A 19,844-nucleotide genomic window follows, 5' to 3' on the forward strand; every position below is an offset into this window, starting at 1 on the left:
TCGACATCTTTGGCCGCCGTGAACTTGCCTGCGATGCAGCGGGTTTCATGGAACGCCCGCCGCCGGCGCATGTCAAAGCGCCAGTCATCGAACCAGGAGAGATTCATGCTGCGTTTTATCGTCCCGGCCCTGAGCCTGTTGCTCACCCTGCCACTGGCAGCCCAGGCTGCCTCCAAGCAGGAGTTCGAGCTCAACAAGCTGCTGCAGAAGGTCGCCACGGAAAGCAGTGTCGGCACACCACGCGCCATCAACGAAGACATTCTCGATCAGGGCTATACCGTTGAAGGCAAGGCGCTGGTCAACCACCTCAGCGTACGTGCCGAGCATGCGGCACGCATGCAGCAAAACCCGGCGCAAGTCCGCAGCCAGTTGGGCGACAGCGTGTGCCGCAACAGTGGTTTCCGTAACCTGATGTCCAAAGGTGCGGTGATGGTCTATCGCTTCAGTGTTTACAAGACCAACCAGCCGGTGATGGACCAGGCCTTCGATGCTGCCAGCTGCACCGCCGGCAACAAGAAGAAGTAACTAGATAACCCGCTCCACTTCAGCGCGCCGCGGCTCTTCGTCGGCGCGCATCTCCGCCAGCAACGCCTGCACATAGCGTGACTGGCACTCAAGTGCTGCCAGCCTGCGGCGGCACTCTGCTTCCAGGCTCACATGGTGATCCTGGGCTGCATTTTCCAGCTGCTGATAGAGCTGCCGGTCTACCTCGATGACCAAGCGATGCATACCGCCACCTCCTGCATCGACACGTTTCGCTTCTCCAGTTAACCAAACCCTCACCGAGGCTGTTCGCAGCCCGACGAGTGGCCACGGTGATCGCGCCTGCACGATCAGGCGCTACGGTCTAGATTGATAGCGAGGACCCGCAAATCGACAAGATCCTGCACCACGGCCTTGAAGGCCTACTGCAATGCTCGAGATGCACACTCGAGTCACGGCAGCCAGCGACACACGTAGTGTCGCGGCCGAGCCACATCATCGGCCCGGTCAGAGGTTTTGCTGCAGAAGGAGACGTTGAATGCCTTATCAATCGAATGAACACCTGTTCAATCACTTCAGGGATCACAACATCGACCTGAGCAACATCGACCAGCAACTGCAACTGGTCGCACCGGACAGCCCCAACCTGCCGCTGTACCGCGACATGATGCTCACGGTCTTGCGCATGGCCCATGACGACAGCGACCGCTGGAACGCCAAGATCACCTTGCAGGCCCTGCGCGAACTGGACCACTCGTTCCGCATGCTGCAGCGCTACCGGGGGCGACGCAAAGTCACCGTGTTCGGCTCGGCACGCACCCCCGTGGAACACCCGATGTACGCCCTGGCTCGCGAGCTGGGGGCAACACTCGCCCGCTCCGAGCTGATGGTCATTACCGGGGCCGGCGGCGGCATCATGGCGGCGGCCCACGAAGGCGCCGGCAGTGATCATAGCCTGGGCTTCAACATCACCCTGCCTTTCGAGCAGCACGCCAATGCCACGGTGGATGGTACCGACAAGCTGCTGCCCTTCCACTTCTTCTTCATTCGCAAGCTGTTCTTCGTCAAGGAAGCAGATGCCTTGGTGCTCTGCCCCGGTGGCTTCGGCACCCTGGATGAAGCGCTAGAAGTTTTGACGCTGATCCAAACCGGCAAAAGCCCGCTGGTGCCGGTGGTACTGCTGGACTCACCGGGTGGCACGTTCTGGCGCGATTGCCTGGCGTTCATCAGCCACCAGCTCGAGGAAAACCGCTACATCCTGCCAAGCGACCTGAAACTGCTGCGTCTGGTGCACAGCGCCGATGAAGCCGTTGAGGAAATCAACCAGTTCTACAGCAACTATCACTCCAGTCGCTGGCTGAAGAACCAGTTCGTGATCCGCATGCACCATCGGCTCAGCGAGGCCGCACTGCATGACATCCAGGAGGGGTTTGCCGACCTGCGCCTGAGTGGCCGTTATCACCAACACGCCGATAGCGGCGCCGAACACGAGGTGGGCAATTTCAGCCATTTGACGCGGCTGACCTTTGCCTTCAATGGTCGTGACCAGGGGCGACTACGGGAGTTGGTCGACTTCATCAACCTGCCGGAAAACTGGGCCAAGCCAGAGCCGATGCATACCACCCAGCGGGCGCGGGAGGCACTGAAGGTCAGTTGATCGCTGCATGATGCGGTCGTTGTAGGAGCGGCCTTGCCGGGGCGCTCCTACAGGACAATGCAGGGTTAGTAATCGTCCAGATCCCGGCCACTGAGTAGGCGGCCGATCATGTCCATGGGGAAACCGCGGTAGGCAAGGAAGCGGGTCTGCTGGGCGCGACTTCGTGGATCTTGGGGGCGCGGCCCCGCGAATTTGCGTTGCCAGGTATCCCGCAAAAGTGCCGCCCAGTCCACTTCGCTTTCACGCAGGGCCTGTTCGATATCACTTCGGTTCAGCCCGCGCTGACCAAGCTCCTCGCGAATGCGCGCAGGACCATAGCCGGCACCGGAACGGTATCTGATAAAGCTCTCGAGATAGCGGGCTTCGCTAAGTAGCCCTTCTTCGGCGAGCCGATCGAGCGCAGGCTCGATCAGTTCATCCGGGGCACCGCGCTGACGCAACTTGCGCGTCAGCTCGACGCGACCATGCTCGCGGCGCGCGAGCAGGTCCATGGCTGTCCGCCTGACGGCGACGGGGGTGTCGAGTACGGCGGACATACCAGCAGCTATCAATAACCGGCGTCGGCGTCGGCTACGTCGTCTGCGTTGGCGTCAGCAGCAGCGGCCTTGCCGGCCTCGGCTACAGCACCGGCCTTGAGCAGCTTCTCGCGAATCTGCTTCTCGATCTCGGCGCCAACAGCAGGGTTTTCTTGCAGGTACTTGGCCGCGTTAGCCTTGCCCTGGCCGATCTTGTTGCCTTGATAGGCATACCAGGCACCAGACTTCTCCACCAAGCCTTGGGAAACACCCAGGTCGATGATTTCGCCGTTGCGGTAGATACCCTTGCCGTAGAGGATCTGGAACTCGGCCTGACGGAACGGAGGCGAGACCTTGTTCTTGACGATCTTGACGCGGGTTTCGCTGCCCACCACCTCGTCGCCTTCCTTGACCGCGCCGGTACGGCGGATGTCCAGGCGCACCGAGGCGTAGAACTTCAGGGCGTTACCACCAGTGGTGGTTTCCGGGCTACCGAACATCACGCCAATTTTCATACGGATCTGGTTGATGAAGATAACCAGGCAGTTGGCGTTCTTGATGTTACCGGTGATTTTGCGCAGCGCCTGGGACATTAGACGGGCCTGCAGGCCGACGTGCATGTCGCCCATTTCGCCTTCGATCTCGGCCTTCGGTACCAGTGCAGCCACGGAGTCGACGATGATCACGTCAACGGCGTTGGAGCGCACCAGCATGTCGGTGATTTCCAGGGCCTGTTCGCCGGTGTCCGGCTGCGAAACCAGCAGGTCGTCGACGTTGACGCCCAGCTTACCGGCGTATTCAGGGTCGAGGGCGTGTTCGGCGTCGACGAAGGCGCAAGTAGCGCCGTTCTTCTGGGCTTCGGCGATGACCGACAGGGTCAGCGTGGTTTTACCCGAGGACTCCGGGCCGTAGATTTCGACGATACGGCCTTTTGGCAGACCACCGATGCCGAGCGCGATGTCCAGGCCCAGGGAGCCGGTGGAAATGGCCGGGATACCCTGGCGCTCGTGGTCGCCCATGCGCATGACCGCGCCTTTGCCGAATTGGCGTTCGATTTGACCCAGGGCCGCAGCCAAGGCGCGCTTCTTGTTGTCGTCCATTGAAATCCTCACGTGTTCGACTTGGCCCTGAACGGCCGGAATACCTGTATAAGTAGCCAGTATTATTCCACAGGCAAGCGCGCGAGCAAACCCCTGTCGTCGATTTACTCGGCACCAAGCTGTAACAAGCCGTCTAACGCGGCGATCACCGTCTGTCGGCGCACGGCTTCGCGGTCACCGTCGAAGTGCCGGCGCTCGCTGCTCACGTGGCTGCCGTCGGCCCAGGCGAGCCACACCGTCCCTACCGGTTTGGCCGGCGAACCGCCGTCCGGCCCGGCCACGCCACTGACGGCAACGGCAAAGCGTGCGCCGCTGGCGGCCTGGGCACCCCGGACCATGGACTCGACCACTTCCTGGCTGACCGCGCCCACTTCGGCGAACAGCGCCACGGGCACGTTCAGCTGGCGGGTTTTCTGGGCATTGGAATAGGTCACGTAACCGACCTCGAACCAGGCCGAGCTGCCAGGTACACGGGTAATGGCCTCGGCGATGCCACCGCCGGTGCAGGATTCGGCAGTGGTCACCTGGGCGTTGAAGCGGCGCAGGTGTTCGCCGAGGCGGGTGGAGAGAACGGTGATCGGGTCCATGACGAGCTCCTTCAAGATTGCGCACCACCCTACCACCCTGACACCACCAGACAAGAGATCAAGGCCGCAAGGCACGCACATAATCCTGACAAGCCCGCAACGCAATCAACCCCCGGTCCCCTTCATCGGTGATGGCGATAATTCGTCGAGCATGCGCCGGCTCAAGTCCGGCGCGTACGGTTGCATGATCCACGCTGCCGGCGCTGGCGGCGGCCGGCACTGCATTGCAGACGGTGCTCCGCTCGACCAGGACCGACAGGCGCAGATCGGCAGTAGCAAGGCGATCACGCAGGCGAGCCTGAAACTGTTGCGCATCGGCAAGCTCCTTGAAATGAAGGGTTTCACTGTCTTCCAGGCGTTGCTCAAGTGCTTGACGCTGCCCGCGCTCGGCGAGCAGCCGGGCAGCCTCGGCATCGGCCTGTACTTGCGCCAGCTGCACCAGTTGCCGCCCGCAGCGCCAGCCCTGTACCTGCCAGGCCAACGCTGCAGACAGCAGCAACAACAATGCCCCGAGGCCAAGCTGCAATCGGCTCAACACAACACCTCGCGCGCCCGTGCCCAGAGCTTGAGACGATCCTCCAGGCCATTGAGCCCACCATTGATATGGCGCGTGATTCGGTTGAACTCACCACGGTCAGCCAGGGCATTAAGCCCACGCGAGTGCCAGAACCACGCCGCCGACTCGCAGGCCCAGCGCGGCTGCTCTAGCAATTGTGGTTGCGCCAGCAGGCGCTCGTCGCCGAACAGCGCACGGCTGCAGGCCTGGTAGTTATTGCGCCCGGTGACCTGGATCAGGCCGCGCCCGCAGTACAACTGGCCATCGCCATCGGCCTGCGGCGTATTGCCCAGGCGCAAAGCCAGGTTGCCAGTGTCATAGCGCGCCAGGTAGCGGTCACTGCCGAGTTCCTTCACGTAGCGGAACTGGCCGGACTCATGGCCGACCTGGGCAATGAACGCCGCCACACGCTTGGGGTTGTCGATCTCCCAGCGCGGCAGGGTGGCATTCAGTGCCGAAAGAAAAACGCCCGCAACGGGGCGGGTGTTCGGCAGAATCTGTAGCAATTGCGTTTCAGTGAGCATATCTGAATCTCCTTCCCTGTATCGTCCATCAAGCCCTGGTAGCGGCCTGCCGGCGGGGCGCTGCCCCCTTCGCTTTTACCTTGCCCGTCTTGCCGCCATTGCCCTGCACCGTGGTGCGCCAGCCCGAGCTGGTGAACACCTGCTCCACCGAATCGATCTGGTATTGCCCGTCGAGGCCATCGACGAAACCCAACAGGTCGATGCTGCGTTCGGCGAACAGGTCGGTACGCCCCGGCAGGTCCAGGCGCACCTGGGCAGTGTCGCGGTTGAAGCTGGCCAGGCGTGCCCTGGCCGCCTGTTCGGCAGCCGCGCGGTTGGGATAAAGGTGGCGGTCGGTGTGCACCGGCCGCTGGCCGTCAACGGCCTCCTCGTTGACCAGCTCGATGGTTTTCGACTCACCACTGGCGATGTCCAGATGACGAGTGCGCACGGCTCGGCGCGCAGCTTTATCGTCCAGGCGAAAATGCCACTGGCTGACCTCGTTGCGGGCGATACCGACCACGCCCAAGGATTTGCCGCTGGCGCTCTGCCCTGACTGGCGCGGCAGCACCAGTAGCTGCCCGTCGGCGAGTTTGGCGGTACAGTCGTACTGGCGGGCCAGGCGCGTGATGAAGTTGAAATCCGACTCGTTGCACTGATCGACCCGTGGCACCTGAATGAGCACCGGGCAGACCGCTTGCCAACCATTACGCGCGCCGATCTCGGCGACAATGCGCTGCACAGGCACGGCCTCCCAGCTGCCACTGCGAATACTCCTGCCGCTGCCACGCAAGTCACTGGCCTTGCCGCGAATCACCAGGGTATCGGGTGGGCCAGACAGTTCGACCTCGTCAACGGTGTAACGCCCCAGCCGGGTCAGCGGCTGGCCGGCGTAACCCAGATGCACCTCGATCAGTGCGCCGCGCGCCGGCAACGCCACGGCGCCATCGCGCGCGTCGATGCGCAGCTCGAAGTCATCCGATTCCATGCCCGGTTTGTCGGTGGTACGCAGCAGCAACAGTCGGTCGTTGATCAACGCAGTAATGTCCTTGCCATCGGCCTGGATGCGAAATACCGGTTGCATGGCATCAGTCCCACAGCTGCACGACGTTGGCCGCAGCCGGCGCCAGCGTCGGCAAGCGGATCGTCACACCACTGCGAAACGGCTGGGCCTCATCGGCAAGCCCCTGGTTGGCTTGCAACACCGCCTCGACGCTACCGTCGAGATGCCCGTAATAGTGGTGGCAGAGGGTATCGAGCACGTCCCCCTCAGACGTTTTGCAGGTCTTGTCCATAACTGACGAACTCCAGTGAGAATCCTTGTTTGCGGGGAATGCCGCCGGCCAGCAAGGCGCCCTGCTCTTCCTCGATGCTGGTCAGGCACCAGGTACCGAGCACTTCGCCATAACCGGTGGTCAGCGACAGCGGCAGCAGCTGCCGGCCGATACCGCGCAGCGCCTGCAGCTGGCCCAACCCACCCTTGAAACCAGGGAAGATCGCACCACGGATACTGATGCTTTCTTCGCCCAGGCTCACTGCCTGTTGGGCGTTCTCGCGGCTCAGGCGCTCTTGCCCGGCCCAACGGAATCGGGTTTGCCGGCGCAGCTGGTCGAAAGCGGCGGTGTCGAGGTTGAAGTAGTACGGTGCAGCGTTGGCCTTGAGTGGCTGCAGAACCAGCAGGTGCGGGAACGGCTTGATCGCTTCTGCCGCCGGGGTAACATCCGGCGCGAAACCGAAGGTCGAAAGCACACCACTGGCGACCGAACGGGCATCGCCGATCACTCGCCGGATGGCCGCTCCGGCCTTGCCCAGGTGTTCGGCGAAGGCATCGACGCGGTCGCGTACCTTGCGCACCACGTCGAGGGTCTGGTCATACTTGGCAATCACCTTGTCGACACGCTGCTTGGCCGAATCGATGGCGCGCATCGTGCGTTGCAGGCGCTTGCCGATTTCCGGGCCGATCCAGGGCAGGGCTTCGAGCTCGGCGGCCGCCTCCCTGGCGTGGCCGACCGCCTGGTTCATCGGGTCGAGCATGGCGTCGGCACGCCGACGCCCCTCCTCGCCCGCCTTGACCAGTGCATGCAAGCCGCCTTGCAACTGTTCCAGGTAGGTCATGGGTCCTCCTCATGGCTGTGGTTGATCGGCCATCTGCACCGAACGCGCCTGGCGCATCAGGTCGTCGAGCACGCGGCGGGCGATGGCTTCCAGTTGTTGCAGGGTGGTCGGGTCGTCGAAGCTGTTGTTGAAGGTCACCGGCATGTTGGCGGTGAAGGTGAACTGCTGGTTGGTGGGAGCTGGTTGTGTCGCAAGGGTGGGCGCCGATTGCGCAGTAGCGGCCTCCGAGACGCGAACACCACTGCCCGCCGGGGCTTGTGCCCCCGGGGCCTGCCCAACAACCGACGAGGTGATGCCCAAATGACTCGAAGCAGATACAGCAGGCATACTGGTGGAAGTGCCTTCGTTGCCAAGCCCCGCGCCCAAGGCTTTGCCCAACCAGTTGCCGAGACTTTCTCCCCCCATGCCACCTATCACGCCACCAATCAGCCCCCCTACCGCAGTACCGATGACCGGCACGACAGAACCGATCGCAGCACCGGCAGCGGCACCCGCCAGGGAGCCTCCCAGCCCCCCTACCGCGCTGCCGTAACCTTCCATCTTTTGTGCCGGCGTCGCGTTGCTGCTGTATGTGTCAACCAGCTGCAGGGAGGCATCCAGGAGCGCACCGACGGGTACTCGCCTCATCAACCCCTTGACCATGCCGAAGCGGCTACTGCCGCCCTGCCCGGGCGAAGGCGAGAGAGGAGCAAGCCCAAAGCCCCGCTCTGCTCGCTGAGTCCTTGCAGAAGAGGCAGCAAGGCTGGCTTGCTCGATGGATAGGACACCAGAATTGGGAGCAGATGGCTGCGGTTGTCGCGTTTCGCGTTCCTCCTCTAGGCCCTCGTCAACTTCCTCTTCCTCCTCTTCTTCTTCCAGTTCCTCCTCTTCGTCCTCATTCGCTTGCCTTTCGTTGGATTGCGGCGCTTTGTTGCGACTCACTGAGCCCTTGGCATTGCCATCGGTGATGCTCGCCGCTGCAGTTGTCGAGCTTTGTGCTCTCGGCCCTGGCTTGCCTTCGTACATGGCCAGGTCATACAGACCGCCGCCAAGCACTCCGCCGACCCATTCGCCAATAAAACCACCCGCCATGCTGGCGTATTCCTGCACACGCGAGTTCTTGGAAAGCGTTGCCCCCAATGCAGCACCCAACAGGCTGCCACCCAACTCTCCGGCAGCGGCCCCAACACCCTTGGCCTTGTCTTCAGGTGAATCGCCTTCCAACAAAGCCTTGGCACCAGAGACCGCCGCGTTGACAACCCCTGTCTCCAAGCGAGTGCTGACTGCCTTGCGCGCTCGTTGCCTTCTCTCTGGGGGTAAGTGACGGTCAACTTCAAAGGCAGTACGAGCGCCGACAATCAAGCCTCCACCCAATACCGACGTGAGGACCATGGCACTTTCGGCCGCGCTTCTGCGCTTTCGGGATGAAGCCTCAAGTGCAGCATCCGGGGCCTTGGAACCAGAGCCCGATGACTGCCCAAGCTTTGCTCCGTCAACGGTCAACGTCTTGAACTTCGCCAACCCTGCTATCACCTGATCCAGCATCAGATAGTGCTGGCGCAAACGCTCGACTGCCTCAGCCTCACTCCACAACCGGGTGATCTGGTCTTCGTGTTGCTGCTCCTGGTCCAGCTCCAGCTGGCGTTCGACCTGGCGTACCTTGCCGAGCTCCAACCCCAGGCGGATCACCTCGCCGATGAGCCTGCCAAGCCGGGTGCCATCCGCCTGCCTGCGCAGGCGTTCGACATCCTGGCGCAACTGCTCGATGGCATGGCCCAAGGGGTTGGTGACGGTGACGCCGAGCCCGAGGGTGAACACCTGTGTGTTCGCCATAGGTTCCTCCTTGTCACGGCGCGAGCCACCAGACCATGTCGCCGTACGACATGGTCATGATTTCGCTCGCGGAAAAGTTCAGCTCCTTGGCCAGCCGCTTTGCTGCGGCCTTCTGCCGGGCCGGGTCAAAGTTCGTCGTCCTGCACCAGGCGAAAATAGCCGCTTTGCAGGCGGCCATAGTCCTTCAGGGCAAGGCCTTCGAGGTCCTTGATGCCAACCTCGGCCAGCGACGCGAACAGGTTAAGTTCGCGCTGCTCGTCATCAGCCGCACCACCGGCCTGGGCATTGCGGATATCGCGCACGGTCGGCGCCCGCAGCGACAGGCTGTCGACCTGGACGCCGTTGGCCTCGCTGGGGCGCGACAGGCGCACAGTGACGCGGTCGGCACTCAGGGTCAGCCATTGCGGCTGCTTTTTCGCTTGAGCCATGGTCGTCTCCTTACAAGCCGAGCGCGGCGCGCTGGGCAGCCAGCTGGTCGACGCCATCGATCACCCGCTTCATGCCCAGTGCGTCGATCTCGTAGATCAGGCGGCCATCGACTTCGAGCTTGTAGTAGGTCAGGCCGACACTGTGCTTGATCTCGGCCTTGTCGCCGGACTTCCAGTCGCCCATGTCGATTTCCTTCAGGGTGCCACGCAGGGTCACCACCACCGGGTTGATCTTGCCCTTGAGGCCCTTGAAGGCGCCGCGGAAAGTGCCATTGAAGCCGCTGCCATCGGCCAGGCCGAAGAACTTCAGCGCTTCACGGCGTACGCCAGTGGTGGTGAACGCCGCTTCCTGCTTCTCCATGCCCAGGTCCATCTCGACCGGCATGTCCATGCCGCCGGGGCGGTGTTCTTCCATCTTCAGGGTGAGTTTGGGCAGGGTCAGGCTGGGTACATCGCCCTGGAAGCTGACGCCATCGACGAACAGGTTCAGGTTGGCCAGGGTTTCGGGAATCATTGCCATGTAGATGCGCTCCTTAAGCGGCGGAATCGAGGACTTCGGTCAGCCATTGGTTAGTGACTTCAACGCGGAAATTGGGGTTTTCGGCAGGCGGCACGTCGGTGAAGCGGATGTTCCAGTACACCTTGCCCTGTTCGAGCTGGCTGGCCGTGTTCAGCTCCGGGTCGGCGAAGACCTCGAAGTTGATGATCGCGCCCTGGTTCTTCAGGTCGCGCATGAAGGCCTGCAGGCCTTCGGTGACGTCCTTGACGTAGGTGGCAGTGATGGCGCGGTCGACCGCCCACTTGTGGCCGTAGAGGATCGCGTCCATGACGATGTCCATGGTCCGCACGCGGGTGACGAAGGCCCATTTCGGATCGCTGGACAAGGTGCGGTTGCCCCACAGGCGGAAGCCGTCGTCGCGGATGATGGTGGCGATTTTGGCGTTGTTCAGCAGGTTGGCGCGGCAGCTGTCGTCGCCATCGAGGAACTCCACCGGGCGGGTGGTGCCGGTGATGCCGACGAACTCCTTGTTCGACGGCGAGGCCCAGAAGCCGTATTCGCTGTCGGTCCAGGCGAACAGGCCCGCGACCCAGGCTGAGCCCGGCGCATCGACGGTGGCCTCCTCGCCGTTGTCCCAGTACTGCACGCCCGGGTCGACCAGGAAGGCGCGCTTGGCGCCGAAGTTCTTGGCGTAGTCGAGGGCTGCCTCATCAGTGGTGTTGGGGCCGTCGATGATGGCGATGCCGCGCAGCTTGTCAGCCAGCGCTACCAGGGCGGTGCCGACCGCCTGGGTGGCGCTGTGGCGTGGTGCGGCCAGCAGGCGCGGCTGGGCGTTGAAGCGGCTCTTGCCGTCGAGCAGCGCTTGCAGGCCGGTGCGCTTGCCGTCGGCCTGCACGCTGCCGATGATCGCGGCGGTCTGCTCCGCTGCATCGTCCAGCTTGGCCACGCCACAGGCGACGATGACCGCCTTGGCGCGGGTGTAGATGGCCCGGCAGGCCTTGGTGATGGCGGCGTTTTCGCCGAAGGCGGCGACGGCTTCACGTTCGCTGGTGATCAGCACCAGGTCGTTGGCCTTGGCCGTGACGCCAGCGCCTTCGGTGAAGGTGTCGACCAGGCCGATGATCGAGGAAGAAGGCAGCGCGATGCTGCGGGCGCCGGTGTCGACATTGGTTACGGTGACGCCGTGGAAGAATCCACTCATATAGGTTTACTCCAGGTTCAGGTACGAAAAGGCCCTGCGAGTGCAGGGCCGGTAAGAATCAGTCAGATAGAAAAAAGCCCCGAGGAGACGGGGCCTTACTGTGATTGCAGAGCAATCCAAACCGGTGGTTCAGGCTTCGATGAGGAGTCAGGGAACATTGAAGAAGCTGGCCAATCACGAAGACTCTGTCTGTAGGTGAGAAGCTCGGTGTATTGCTGAGACGTCAGCGAAGTACTGATATTCATTGCGAGCTCATCGCGATGACGCATCACTAGCCATTCACCAGATTGCAGCTGATAATCACGCCACATGCGTAACGCTAAATTCGACTCACTTTCAGCCGTGACAGAGGGGGGAACATAACCTCCCTCGACAACTTGCCAACCTGGCATCGTCTCAAGAGTACACTTTTCCCAGACAAGGTCGGAATGGTAGCGGTCGACTGGATTGATATCGGTAACTTCCATCACCTGACCGTTTGCAATTCGTGCCCACATATAAAATCTCTTCAGTAAGTGATGAACACGCAGCCATCGGCGCCAGGCTGCGAACTGCTAATTGTCCGACCGGCACCGCCCATGCCCGGCTGCGTCGGGGTGACAAAATCAGAGGCGGCATAAATTGACTCCCCGCCCCCGCCAGGCCCGCCCCAAGCACCAGAGTTATTAGTATTGCGTACAGGCGGCGAGCCAGCCCCCAAGGAGGCGTTGAAGTCTCCACCAACCCCTATACCGCCACCTGCTCCGTTGAATAGCGTGCCCCCTTCGCCTCCGGTCGAGGAACAAAACGCACCGAACGACGAAGTGCCTCCGCTAAAACCTACCGTATTTAGGACACTCACAGCTTTGCCACCAGCACCAACTGTTACCGTAATGCTTGTCCCAGGTGTAACAAGGCAGATACGGTTGCAGATTCCGCCACCGCCGCCGCCGCCGGCACCTGTCTCAGCAGGCCCGAATGCTCCGCTCCCCCCTGCTCCGCGAATATCAACAAGTACTCGTGTTACATTGGCTGGTACTTGCCATTGGTAAGTACCAGCCTTGGTATAGAGCGCTCGACCACGGAAAGGAAAGTGAACGCTGGTGGCACTCATCGCACCACCTGCAACTAGTGCATAGATGCCGTCGGAAATGCAGGTCAAGATTAGCGGCGGGTCTAAATGCGTAACGGTCACTGCCGCATAGGCTGTTGAGCCAACAGCGATGTACCCTTTACCGGAACGAGGAGCGTTCACCGTAAGTGTTCCGTATCCGGAGCCTACCGACACGATGAAAACAGATCCTTTTGATATACCCGATTCTGGAAGATACAAGGTGCCGACCCAACTACCCACTCCGGCCATGGTGGAATACTTGCCAGCATGAGCCTGACTCAAGGTTTGCCCGTCCGATAGCCCAGCTCCAATACTTGGCAAATTAAGCCCCAGCTGCTTGACGAACTCCGTTGTGGCCAATTGAGTACTGCTGTCATCCGGGGCTGCGGTTGGACCGCTGGGAATACCCGTGAATACCGGGCTGGCCAGGTTAGACTTCAGACTGAGCGCACTATTAACTTGAGACGCTGTAAGAACATCTGTCAGACCATAGCCTGCTACCGTGGTTGGGTTAGTTGCCGCGATCACACGGCCATATTTGTCGACGGTGACACTGCGATACGTTCCCGCCGTAATGCCACTGCGCCCGAAAGCCATTTCATACGCTTGCGCGCTGACTCCCACATTAATCGGCCCGTCGCTGACCAGCTGCCAGGCACTGTCGCTATTGGCTACACCCCGCTCTACCACTATCAATAATCCCGGGGTCACTTTGGCATCGGTATCAGCGTCGCTGCTGCGACTCCACCCCCCTACTGCAGCTTCGTAGATGCCATTGTCCTTAGGGGCCATCTGGTTCTTCACCAGTACCCGTGCGCCCGTGACAAGTGCCACGCCATCTATCGTCTGTAAACCGCTCAAGTTGATGTTCGCTGTAGTTGCAGCCAACACAGAATGCTTAAAATCCTGCCGTGCCAGCTCCTCGGTCACCCACTCCCGCGTAGCCAGCACCACCGCCGGATCAATCTTCAACTGCACGTTGCTGGCACTACTGACCACCAGGTTCATCCGCACCACCTGGGTACGTCCCGAGCCCTGGCTGAGCAGCGGCTTATAAGTAGGCGCACAGTTGGCCACGGCCACCATGTCGCCATCGGCATCGAAAAGCGCGATCTCGCGGATCCATTTGCCGCCGACATCCGCCGGGATGACCTGCTCGGCAATGATGATCGCGCTGTTCCTGTCATCCACTTTCAGCTGGTTCAACGGTGCGCGGCGCCATTCGTTGATCAGGCTGGTCTGGGTGGCGTTGGGGGTGGGGTCGGTGCCGTTGGCGTCGCCGACACCCATCTGGGTGATTTTCCATGCGATGCCCAAGGCATCCGCGTTGGCTTGTTTCGCCGCGCCCACATTGGTGAGGATGGCGTAGAACTGAGAAGTCTGGTCAACCATGTGCAATGTCCAAGGTATCGATTGTATGTTCGCGGCCGCCACGCCCGATGGCGCCGATGACTTCGATGTCACGGGGCGTCAGCGGGTAGATGTCCAGTTCGTCGCCGTCCTGGATCGCGCAGCCGACATGAAGGGCGCCTCGGCTTTCGAGGCTGATCACCAGCCCGGTCAGATGGCGGCTGACTGGCCGGGCGTCATCGATCAGCGATGACAGTTCCTGGTAGGTGCTTTCACTGATGCCCGCATCGGAAACGCCGATCTTCAGTGCGAAGGTGCCCGCCTGTGCAGGCGGCGTGGCTTGCCACCACTCCTGCACCTCGATCAGGTAGCCGAACGGCTCCACCACACGCCGGAGCGCACCGAGGGTGCCTTTGTGGGCGTGGACGAAGAACGCCGCGCGGATCACCGAACGCTTGATCTCGTCACTCCAGCTGTCTTCCCAGCGGTCCACCGACCAGGCCCAGGCCAAGTGATAAAGCAGCGGCGCGGGACAGCTGTCGGGGCTGTAGAGCCGGCGCAGGCTGACCTTCAGGTCCTCATCGGCCGCCACTTCGATGGCCCGCTCCAGCGCTGAGCGATTGAGCGGCAACAGGCTCTGCATGTCAGCCACCCCGCTTCAAGGTGAAACCGCTGCACCACGCTGCCTGGGCCTTGCTCGGGCGAATATCCGCCCAACCGCTCAGCTCGACCCGGCTGACACCATCGATATGCAGCTGGGCATCGATGCCCGAGCGGGCCACTTCCACGCCCAGCCGCCGTCGCGGGTTGATCCAGGCCTCCAGGCGACGCTGGCACTCGGCGAGGATCGCCTCGTACTCAGGGCCGCTGTCGGCCAGGTACAGCACGGCATCGATGCGATAGGGCAGGATATCGGCGCTGCGTACATTGACCCGGTCGGCGACCGGGCGTATGTCGTCATCGTTGAGATAAGCCGCCACCTGCGCCAGCAGCTCGGGGCTGGCCTCGCCATTGCCTTCCAGGCCCAGCACGGTGACATCCACCACGGCCGGCGACGGGCTTTCGGCGGTGGCGTCAGCCACCTGCCCCGAAGCGTTGCGGGCATGCAGGATGTAACTGTTGCGCGGGCCCGCGGTGGTCAGGCCTTCGTAGACCAGCTGCACCCGCTCACGCAGGGCATCGTCCGCCTCCAGCAAGGCCTCGACGGGCGGGACGCTGGCCAGGTCCTCGGCCTGGATCACCAGGCGCTGCAGGCTGACGTTGGCCGCCAGCTGGTCCAGGTCAGTGCCCTGGGCGTAGGCCAGCAGCAGCGCCTTGGCGGCATCGTTGATGCGCGCCCGGTTGAGCAGCTTGCGGTAGGCGCCGACTTCGAGCAGCTTGGTGACCGGGTCACTCTCCAGATTGGCGCTCCAGGCGTCGCCAAGGTATTCGCGGAAGGTGTCCAGGTCGGCCTGATAGAGGGCTTCGTAGTCGAGGTCCTCCAACAGCTGTGGTGCAGGCAGCTTCGACAGGTCGACCTGGCTCATACGCTCACCTCCAGCAACGCTTCGTCGCCCAGGTAGCGACCACTCAAAGCCAGGCTGACCTGGCCGTCGAGCACCGCGACGACCTTGACCCGCTGCAATTGCAGGCGCGGCTCCCAACGGCCCAGTGCGCGAGCCACTTCGGCTTGCACGGCGCTTTTCCAGCCCTCGTTGACTGGCAGGTCGACGAAGCGCCGCAACTGGCTGCCGTATTCCGGGCGCATGCGTCGGCTGCCCAGCGGCGTGGTGAGGATGTCTTCGATGGACTGGCGCAAATGATCGATGCCGGCCAGTGGCTGGCCGGTGCGGCGGTCCATGCCGATCATGGTGCACCGCCCTGTTCATGGGTATGCATGGCATTCTCCTGATATGAAAAAGCCCGCGTGGGCGGGCTTGATTCAGTGTTTGTGATTGGCCGTGTTGCCGGCGGTATCGATAATCCACCCACCGCCGTTGATATCGCCGCTGACCTGCAGCGCGCCGTCGATGGTGACGTTGCCAGTGAGGTTGATCGCTGCCGCCTGAAGATTGATCGCAGCGTCGCTGACCTGAACGGTGCTGGCGCCGACCTTGATGGTCGCGCTGCCGCCAGGCAGCTGGATGTCGTAGTGGCTGGCCTGCCAGTCATAGCTGAGCGAACCACCATCAGCGAAACGCCAGACCTCGGCATGCTCGCGGTTATCCGCCGCACTCCCGGCATTGCCATACAGGCCGGGGAGGAACGTGCCCTGGGCCGGCTCGCCACTGGGGTTGAGCAGTACGCCCTGCTCGCCCAGACTAGGTGCTCGCCAGTGCCGGGCCTGGCCGGCAGCCTGGGCATGCCAGCGCAGCCAGGCACTGGTCCAGCCACTGCCGTCGGATACCCGCACCCGAGCGGCTGCAAGGTCCACCGCAACCACCCGGCAGGGAATGACCATGCACGCCAGCATGCGGTCATGCATGGCACTGACGTAGCTCATGTCAGGTCCTCCGGGGCGATGTAGTGCGCCTCGTTGCCCAAGCCGATATCAGGCGCAAAGCCCAATACCAGGCTGCCGGGAGGCTGGTCCGGCCAGCTCCAGCGTGCCTCGCCAAGCAGCACCGGCTGGTCCCAGCGCACGGTCCAGGCGCTGCCCTCGAATTGCGCCTGCACGTTGCGGCTGGCTTCGACGAAGTCCAGTGCCCAATGCTGCTGACGCAGCAGATCCATCAGTTGTGCGGCAAGCAGGCTGCCCTGCAGGCGCGCTTCGGGGTTGGCGCTATCAGCGGTGATATCCGCCTCGAAGGTGGCGATCAGCACCGAGCGGCCATCGCGTGGTGCCGCATCCGCCGTCATTTGCACAATGCCGTGGCGCAGCGCCGGTCGCTCCGGGGCATTTCCTACAGCTGTATAAGCATCGACCGAGGCCAGTTCCGGCATTGCCTCACGAATAGTTGCGGTCACGGCCGCATGCAAAGTGGCCAATTCGCTCATGCATATTCTCCTTATTGCTCGTCGGCCTGCGTGGTGTCGCGCAAGCCCAGGCGCCGTATCGCCCAACGTTCGTAAAGGCGCATGGCGACATCGGCGCCGCCGACGGCGGTCATGCAGCCAAATGCACTGGCCGCCCAGATCGACAGGCCGCCCGCATACAGCAGCATCACGGTCGACACGCCGCAGACCATGCAGGCCCCGGAGCGCAGCGCCAGACGGCGCAGCAGCGACCAACCGGTGGCTCCGGCCTTGTCGGCCCGCCACATTTCGCCGCTCAGGCCGCCCAGCAATGCCAGGACGATTACCAGCCAGAGCGGCATCTCCAGTAACGCTTGTTGCTCGTTCGTCACTGTCCTGTCTCCTGTGTAATGCCTGTTGACGGGGCCAACAGGCGGGTTGTGGGTACTCTGCATATTTCATAAGCCTCGGCATTCCAAAAAGCCCGGCTCGCCAGGCTTTTCAGTAATGCGTTGTCGAACCGCCGGCCACGACTGGTGACGCCGCGCGGTTCCGCTACAAATTGGTGACTCCGACCGCGGCCGCCTGCCCGCCGGATAACTGTTCGTGGTGCTTTACGCTGCACACCCGGGCCAGTTGCCAACCCTCTGGACAGTTGAGGCCTGTCCATCGCTGCCTGTGTAACAACCGGTTTCCGTCCGGCTTGAGACACAGGCTATGCATTCATGCATATGCAGTCAATGCATTTCTTTAAATTTCTATGCACTTATTTTTGCTGATATGCATGCAGGCCATGCACGGCTTGCCTTGTAGGGCTTTTCTGCAGGCGAAAAAAAACCCGCCGAAGCGGGTTTCTTGTGAGTGGAGGCGTCAGCGAGCGTACATGCCCCACCAGAACACATGCCCGAGCAGGCTGATCTGTTCGTCCTGCATCTGCTGGAAGCTGTAGTCCTCATCGGGGTGTTCGTCACGGTTGAAGCTGCGCAGGCGGATACCGGTAGGCAGGCGGTAAACCTGCTTAACCCGCAGCTGGCCGTTATGGTTGATGGCGTAGAGATCGCCATCGATGATGTCACCGATCGAGCATTTGCCGGTGTTCACACCGACCGTCGCGCCATCGCGCAGCACCGGCAGCATGCTGTTGCCGCGCACGGTCACACACTTGGCCTGGTCGAACTGCACGCCGTTGTGACGCAGGCTGCGCTTGCCAAACCGCAGCCGCGCTCGCTCGCTCTCTTCGATGACGAATCTTCCTGATCCTGCTGCCAATTCGACCTCGCGAAGAAAAGGTACCGACACCTCGTCATCCTCGACGGGGGTTTCATCGTCCCACAGGCTGATATCGCTGAGGTCCGCATGGCCGTGGGCCGGCAACGCCGCTTCGCGCGACTCGCCCAGCTCGGCGCGACCGCGCAGCTGCTCGGTGCTTACACCGAAGTATTCGGCGATCTTCGACACGTGCTTGTCGGAAGGGTCGACGATCTTGCCGCCGAGGATCCGCGACAAGGTGGATTGAGGGACGCCCGTGCGCCGGTACAGCTCCGTCGGGGACAGGCCGTGGCGGTCGAGCAGTTCTCTGAGTACGGTGGCTACATTGCGTTTTTGCATAACATGCATAATGCAGGCATGCGCCGGCAAATGCAATGCGCCTGGCTGCGCGCGCATGCCCCATGGCCCGCGCCTGCATCTGGTTGAAAAAGCCTGTACCATTGCCGGTTTCACAATCGCCAACCAGACCACCCGCTGTAAGGCCCTGAATGTCTGATCTTTCCGCACACACACCAATGATGCAGCAGTAGTGTGAGAAACCGACCTCAGGCCGCGCCGTTCGCGGCCTATGCATCGAGTCTGTCTAATATGCATCGGCGAGTTTGGGCGACTTTCGCCCAGTAAAACCGAGAAGCATCAGCGCGGTTTTAGACAGCCAAAGCACCCTCCTCCGGCGTTCTGCCGAACCCTCCCCCCTTACTTTTTGGCCGGCCGCAGTATCTCGTGCACGTAGTAATTCGGCTCTGGCTCGGTGTACTTGAACAGTCCGCACGCGTACCACTCCTCGTGCTCGGCCAAGCCATACAGCCGCGCCGACTCGACAAACTCGAGCATCTCGCACAACTGATCAGCATCCACCTCTCGGCGCCGGTGCGCCGCCATTGCCATCTCGCTCAGCACCGCCGCCCGGCCATCCGGGTCGGTGGCCAATTCGCACTGGTCGTTGAGCTCATCCAGCCAGGCTCTCGGCAATGAGCTCATCATTCTGTCCTGCACCACCAGGACTGCGCATACAACACGCCGTCGATGTCCTCGACCCCGTTGATGTTAATCCCGAGCTGGGCCATGCCGTTGACTTTGGCGTCGTGCAGCCTAGGGATGATGTCGGGCCCAGGGGTCGGGTTGAACACCCAGGCCTGCGTGGCCACCCGACCCAGCGGCTCGCTGTGGTGGTCGCCGATGTGGATGTCGGCGCGCAGGGGCTGGATCTTCCTGAGCTGATCAGAGGGGATGGCCTGGCCATTCACGCGGCGGCGGACGAGAAGAAAGTACATTGGGCACCAATACTGTATATCGATACAGTATCGTATATCCCAGATCGCACTGACAGCAATAGCCGGTCGGCAGCATCAATGGAGAGGCGGGAGCTCCTGGCCGCGGGCTTTGGCCACCACCCGCATCTGGTAATCGCAGACCACTTGGAATAGCGACTCGGCCAGCAGGTGCAGCCGCTCGATCTCCTCAGCGGGCTTCCCTTCATCCTGCGCCTGGTGATACGCCCGCATGGCATCCAGAGCCTCCTTCAACAGGGGTTCTCCCGCCTCAATCATCCCGATGAAGGTGCGCTTCTCCATTACCTGCTCCGATCAGTTGATCAGCGCATTATAGGACCTCTCGCAGAGCTGGCCCGCTATTCGGGCTTGGTCATAAGCTTTCGCCAGCTCTCCCGCTCGAGCATCAGCCCGGTCGCGCAGTCCGGAGAGCCGATGGCGACGTAGCACAGATCTGTTCAACTCAAGCAA

At 62.1% G+C, this 19,844-nt stretch carries 27 protein-coding genes and 1 pseudogene; 2 read left to right on the top strand and 26 right to left on the bottom strand.

The features are described 5' to 3' along the window. The first annotated feature begins 105 nt into the window (after nucleotides 1–105). Nucleotides 106–525: a quorum-sensing-regulated virulence factor family protein gene (locus BUQ73_RS20025; protein WP_079229373.1), complete on the top strand. Its 420-nt coding sequence runs from the start codon at nucleotides 106–108 to the stop codon at nucleotides 523–525. On the opposite strand, the gene BUQ73_RS20030 is transcribed toward BUQ73_RS20025, so the two are convergent. Beyond that, nucleotides 526–729, bottom strand: a complete 204-nt coding sequence (locus tag BUQ73_RS20030; protein ID WP_079229374.1) for a hypothetical protein — start codon at nucleotides 727–729, stop codon at nucleotides 526–528. A gap of 292 nt (nucleotides 730–1,021) precedes the next feature. Here BUQ73_RS20030 and BUQ73_RS20035 point away from each other — a divergent pair, with 292 nt between their 5' ends. Then, complete coding sequence (locus tag BUQ73_RS20035) at nucleotides 1,022–2,140, top strand: LOG family protein (RefSeq protein ID WP_079229375.1); 1,119 nt, start codon at nucleotides 1,022–1,024, stop codon at nucleotides 2,138–2,140. Between the two features lie 65 nt (nucleotides 2,141–2,205). Here the strand turns inward: BUQ73_RS20035 and recX are convergent, their stop codons facing one another. The 25 genes and pseudogenes from recX to BUQ73_RS28225 form a co-directional block, all read right to left on the bottom strand. Further along, nucleotides 2,206–2,676: a recombination regulator RecX gene (gene recX, locus BUQ73_RS20040; protein ID WP_079229376.1), complete on the bottom strand. Its 471-nt coding sequence runs from the start codon at nucleotides 2,674–2,676 to the stop codon at nucleotides 2,206–2,208. Nucleotides 2,677–2,687: 11 nt separating this feature from the next. Next, the gene (recA, locus tag BUQ73_RS20045; RefSeq protein WP_079229377.1) at nucleotides 2,688–3,755 is read right to left on the bottom strand and encodes a recombinase RecA; all 1,068 of its coding nucleotides are present in this window, start codon (nucleotides 3,753–3,755) and stop codon (nucleotides 2,688–2,690) included. A gap of 104 nt (nucleotides 3,756–3,859) precedes the next feature. Next, nucleotides 3,860–4,342, bottom strand: a complete 483-nt coding sequence (locus BUQ73_RS20050) for a CinA family protein (protein ID WP_079229378.1) — start codon at nucleotides 4,340–4,342, stop codon at nucleotides 3,860–3,862. 58 nt (nucleotides 4,343–4,400) lie between these two features. Next, on the bottom strand, nucleotides 4,401–4,847 hold the full coding sequence (locus tag BUQ73_RS20055; RefSeq protein ID WP_237772718.1) for a lysis system i-spanin subunit Rz: 447 nt from the start codon (nucleotides 4,845–4,847) through the stop codon (nucleotides 4,401–4,403). A 26-nt stretch (nucleotides 4,848–4,873) separates the two neighbouring features. Continuing rightward, nucleotides 4,874–5,422, bottom strand: a complete 549-nt coding sequence (locus tag BUQ73_RS20060; RefSeq protein ID WP_079229380.1) for a glycoside hydrolase family 19 protein — start codon at nucleotides 5,420–5,422, stop codon at nucleotides 4,874–4,876. A 28-nt stretch (nucleotides 5,423–5,450) separates the two neighbouring features. Beyond that, complete coding sequence (locus BUQ73_RS20065; RefSeq protein WP_079229381.1) at nucleotides 5,451–6,485, bottom strand: phage late control D family protein; 1,035 nt, start codon at nucleotides 6,483–6,485, stop codon at nucleotides 5,451–5,453. 4 nt (nucleotides 6,486–6,489) lie between these two features. Further along, entirely contained in the window at nucleotides 6,490–6,696 is a 207-nt protein-coding gene (locus BUQ73_RS20070; protein ID WP_027919996.1) for a tail protein X, read from the bottom strand. After that, nucleotides 6,671–7,516 carry a phage tail protein gene (locus BUQ73_RS20075; protein ID WP_079229382.1) on the bottom strand — a complete coding sequence of 282 codons (846 nt, stop codon included), beginning with the start codon at nucleotides 7,514–7,516 and terminating at the stop codon, nucleotides 6,671–6,673. Before BUQ73_RS20075 ends, BUQ73_RS20070 begins: the two co-directional genes overlap by 26 nt. Before the next feature lie 9 nt (nucleotides 7,517–7,525). After that, nucleotides 7,526–9,328 carry a hypothetical protein gene (locus tag BUQ73_RS28415; RefSeq protein ID WP_079229383.1) on the bottom strand — a complete coding sequence of 601 codons (1,803 nt, stop codon included), beginning with the start codon at nucleotides 9,326–9,328 and terminating at the stop codon, nucleotides 7,526–7,528. 125 nt (nucleotides 9,329–9,453) lie between these two features. Then, nucleotides 9,454–9,756: a phage tail assembly protein gene (locus BUQ73_RS20085; protein WP_027919999.1), complete on the bottom strand. Its 303-nt coding sequence runs from the start codon at nucleotides 9,754–9,756 to the stop codon at nucleotides 9,454–9,456. Nucleotides 9,757–9,766: 10 nt separating this feature from the next. Next, complete coding sequence (locus tag BUQ73_RS20090; RefSeq protein WP_027920000.1) at nucleotides 9,767–10,276, bottom strand: phage major tail tube protein; 510 nt, start codon at nucleotides 10,274–10,276, stop codon at nucleotides 9,767–9,769. 13 nt (nucleotides 10,277–10,289) lie between these two features. Continuing rightward, entirely contained in the window at nucleotides 10,290–11,456 is a 1,167-nt protein-coding gene (locus BUQ73_RS20095) for a phage tail sheath family protein (protein WP_079229384.1), read from the bottom strand. Nucleotides 11,457–11,551: 95 nt separating this feature from the next. Then, the gene (locus BUQ73_RS20100) at nucleotides 11,552–11,953 is read right to left on the bottom strand and encodes a phage tail assembly chaperone (protein ID WP_079229385.1); all 402 of its coding nucleotides are present in this window, start codon (nucleotides 11,951–11,953) and stop codon (nucleotides 11,552–11,554) included. A gap of 11 nt (nucleotides 11,954–11,964) precedes the next feature. Continuing rightward, complete coding sequence (locus BUQ73_RS20105; protein ID WP_152031583.1) at nucleotides 11,965–13,941, bottom strand: phage tail protein; 1,977 nt, start codon at nucleotides 13,939–13,941, stop codon at nucleotides 11,965–11,967. Next, nucleotides 13,934–14,542: a phage tail protein I gene (locus BUQ73_RS20110; RefSeq protein ID WP_079229386.1), complete on the bottom strand. Its 609-nt coding sequence runs from the start codon at nucleotides 14,540–14,542 to the stop codon at nucleotides 13,934–13,936. The genes BUQ73_RS20105 and BUQ73_RS20110 overlap by 8 nt, the downstream gene beginning before the upstream one ends. Nucleotide 14,543: 1 nt before the next feature. After that, entirely contained in the window at nucleotides 14,544–15,425 is an 882-nt protein-coding gene (locus tag BUQ73_RS20115; RefSeq protein WP_079229387.1) for a baseplate assembly protein, read from the bottom strand. Next, nucleotides 15,422–15,748, bottom strand: coding sequence for a GPW/gp25 family protein (locus BUQ73_RS20120; RefSeq protein WP_079229388.1), 327 nt, complete (start codon nucleotides 15,746–15,748; stop codon nucleotides 15,422–15,424). The genes BUQ73_RS20115 and BUQ73_RS20120 overlap by 4 nt, the downstream gene beginning before the upstream one ends. Before the next feature lie 72 nt (nucleotides 15,749–15,820). Further along, a complete protein-coding gene (locus BUQ73_RS20125) occupies nucleotides 15,821–16,381 on the bottom strand; it encodes a phage baseplate assembly protein V (protein ID WP_079229389.1) in 561 nt (186 codons plus the stop codon). Next, the gene (locus BUQ73_RS20130) at nucleotides 16,378–16,875 is read right to left on the bottom strand and encodes a hypothetical protein (RefSeq protein WP_079229390.1); all 498 of its coding nucleotides are present in this window, start codon (nucleotides 16,873–16,875) and stop codon (nucleotides 16,378–16,380) included. Before BUQ73_RS20130 ends, BUQ73_RS20125 begins: the two co-directional genes overlap by 4 nt. Nucleotides 16,876–16,886: 11 nt before the next feature. Beyond that, nucleotides 16,887–17,225: a phage holin family protein gene (locus BUQ73_RS20135; protein ID WP_027920007.1), complete on the bottom strand. Its 339-nt coding sequence runs from the start codon at nucleotides 17,223–17,225 to the stop codon at nucleotides 16,887–16,889. A gap of 478 nt (nucleotides 17,226–17,703) precedes the next feature. Beyond that, nucleotides 17,704–18,450 carry a LexA family transcriptional regulator gene (locus BUQ73_RS20140; RefSeq protein ID WP_027920008.1) on the bottom strand — a complete coding sequence of 249 codons (747 nt, stop codon included), beginning with the start codon at nucleotides 18,448–18,450 and terminating at the stop codon, nucleotides 17,704–17,706. 348 nt (nucleotides 18,451–18,798) lie between these two features. Then, a complete protein-coding gene (locus BUQ73_RS20145; RefSeq protein WP_079229391.1) occupies nucleotides 18,799–19,086 on the bottom strand; it encodes a hypothetical protein in 288 nt (95 codons plus the stop codon). Next, nucleotides 19,083–19,376, bottom strand: a complete 294-nt coding sequence (locus tag BUQ73_RS20150; RefSeq protein ID WP_079229392.1) for a hypothetical protein — start codon at nucleotides 19,374–19,376, stop codon at nucleotides 19,083–19,085. The genes BUQ73_RS20145 and BUQ73_RS20150 overlap by 4 nt, the downstream gene beginning before the upstream one ends. A 75-nt stretch (nucleotides 19,377–19,451) precedes the next feature. After that, nucleotides 19,452–19,676, bottom strand: a complete 225-nt coding sequence (locus BUQ73_RS20155; RefSeq protein ID WP_152031584.1) for a hypothetical protein — start codon at nucleotides 19,674–19,676, stop codon at nucleotides 19,452–19,454. 12 nt (nucleotides 19,677–19,688) lie between these two features. Next, nucleotides 19,689–19,805: pseudogene (locus BUQ73_RS28225) on the bottom strand (DUF2514 family protein); the annotation flags it as partial. Between the last annotated feature and the right edge of the window lie 39 nt (nucleotides 19,806–19,844).

The organism is Pseudomonas putida (assembly GCF_002025705.1).
GTDB classification, from domain to species: Bacteria; Pseudomonadota; Gammaproteobacteria; order Pseudomonadales; family Pseudomonadaceae; genus Aquipseudomonas; species Aquipseudomonas putida_J.

Coding starts and splice junctions, on each gene's coding strand:
- BUQ73_RS20025 (WP_079229373.1), top strand. CDS start 106: ATGCTGCGTTTTATCGTCCCGGCCCTGAGCCTGTTGCTCACCCTGCCA.
- BUQ73_RS20030 (WP_079229374.1), bottom strand. CDS start 729: ATGCATCGCTTGGTCATCGAGGTAGACCGGCAGCTCTATCAGCAGCTG.
- BUQ73_RS20035 (WP_079229375.1), top strand. CDS start 1,022: ATGCCTTATCAATCGAATGAACACCTGTTCAATCACTTCAGGGATCAC.
- recX (WP_079229376.1), bottom strand. CDS start 2,676: ATGTCCGCCGTACTCGACACCCCCGTCGCCGTCAGGCGGACAGCCATG.
- recA (WP_079229377.1), bottom strand. CDS start 3,755: ATGGACGACAACAAGAAGCGCGCCTTGGCTGCGGCCCTGGGTCAAATC.
- BUQ73_RS20050 (WP_079229378.1), bottom strand. CDS start 4,342: ATGGACCCGATCACCGTTCTCTCCACCCGCCTCGGCGAACACCTGCGC.
- BUQ73_RS20060 (WP_079229380.1), bottom strand. CDS start 5,422: ATGCTCACTGAAACGCAATTGCTACAGATTCTGCCGAACACCCGCCCC.
- BUQ73_RS20065 (WP_079229381.1), bottom strand. CDS start 6,485: ATGCAACCGGTATTTCGCATCCAGGCCGATGGCAAGGACATTACTGCG.
- BUQ73_RS20070 (WP_027919996.1), bottom strand. CDS start 6,696: ATGGACAAGACCTGCAAAACGTCTGAGGGGGACGTGCTCGATACCCTC.
- BUQ73_RS20075 (WP_079229382.1), bottom strand. CDS start 7,516: ATGACCTACCTGGAACAGTTGCAAGGCGGCTTGCATGCACTGGTCAAG.
- BUQ73_RS28415 (WP_079229383.1), bottom strand. CDS start 9,328: ATGGCGAACACACAGGTGTTCACCCTCGGGCTCGGCGTCACCGTCACC.
- BUQ73_RS20085 (WP_027919999.1), bottom strand. CDS start 9,756: ATGGCTCAAGCGAAAAAGCAGCCGCAATGGCTGACCCTGAGTGCCGAC.
- BUQ73_RS20090 (WP_027920000.1), bottom strand. CDS start 10,276: ATGGCAATGATTCCCGAAACCCTGGCCAACCTGAACCTGTTCGTCGAT.
- BUQ73_RS20095 (WP_079229384.1), bottom strand. CDS start 11,456: ATGAGTGGATTCTTCCACGGCGTCACCGTAACCAATGTCGACACCGGC.
- BUQ73_RS20100 (WP_079229385.1), bottom strand. CDS start 11,953: ATGTGGGCACGAATTGCAAACGGTCAGGTGATGGAAGTTACCGATATC.
- BUQ73_RS20105 (WP_152031583.1), bottom strand. CDS start 13,941: ATGGTTGACCAGACTTCTCAGTTCTACGCCATCCTCACCAATGTGGGC.
- BUQ73_RS20110 (WP_079229386.1), bottom strand. CDS start 14,542: ATGCAGAGCCTGTTGCCGCTCAATCGCTCAGCGCTGGAGCGGGCCATC.
- BUQ73_RS20115 (WP_079229387.1), bottom strand. CDS start 15,425: ATGAGCCAGGTCGACCTGTCGAAGCTGCCTGCACCACAGCTGTTGGAG.
- BUQ73_RS20120 (WP_079229388.1), bottom strand. CDS start 15,748: ATGATCGGCATGGACCGCCGCACCGGCCAGCCACTGGCCGGCATCGAT.
- BUQ73_RS20125 (WP_079229389.1), bottom strand. CDS start 16,381: ATGAGCTACGTCAGTGCCATGCATGACCGCATGCTGGCGTGCATGGTC.
- BUQ73_RS20130 (WP_079229390.1), bottom strand. CDS start 16,875: ATGAGCGAATTGGCCACTTTGCATGCGGCCGTGACCGCAACTATTCGT.
- BUQ73_RS20140 (WP_027920008.1), bottom strand. CDS start 18,450: ATGCATGTTATGCAAAAACGCAATGTAGCCACCGTACTCAGAGAACTG.
- BUQ73_RS20145 (WP_079229391.1), bottom strand. CDS start 19,086: ATGATGAGCTCATTGCCGAGAGCCTGGCTGGATGAGCTCAACGACCAG.
- BUQ73_RS20150 (WP_079229392.1), bottom strand. CDS start 19,376: ATGTACTTTCTTCTCGTCCGCCGCCGCGTGAATGGCCAGGCCATCCCC.
- BUQ73_RS20155 (WP_152031584.1), bottom strand. CDS start 19,676: ATGGAGAAGCGCACCTTCATCGGGATGATTGAGGCGGGAGAACCCCTG.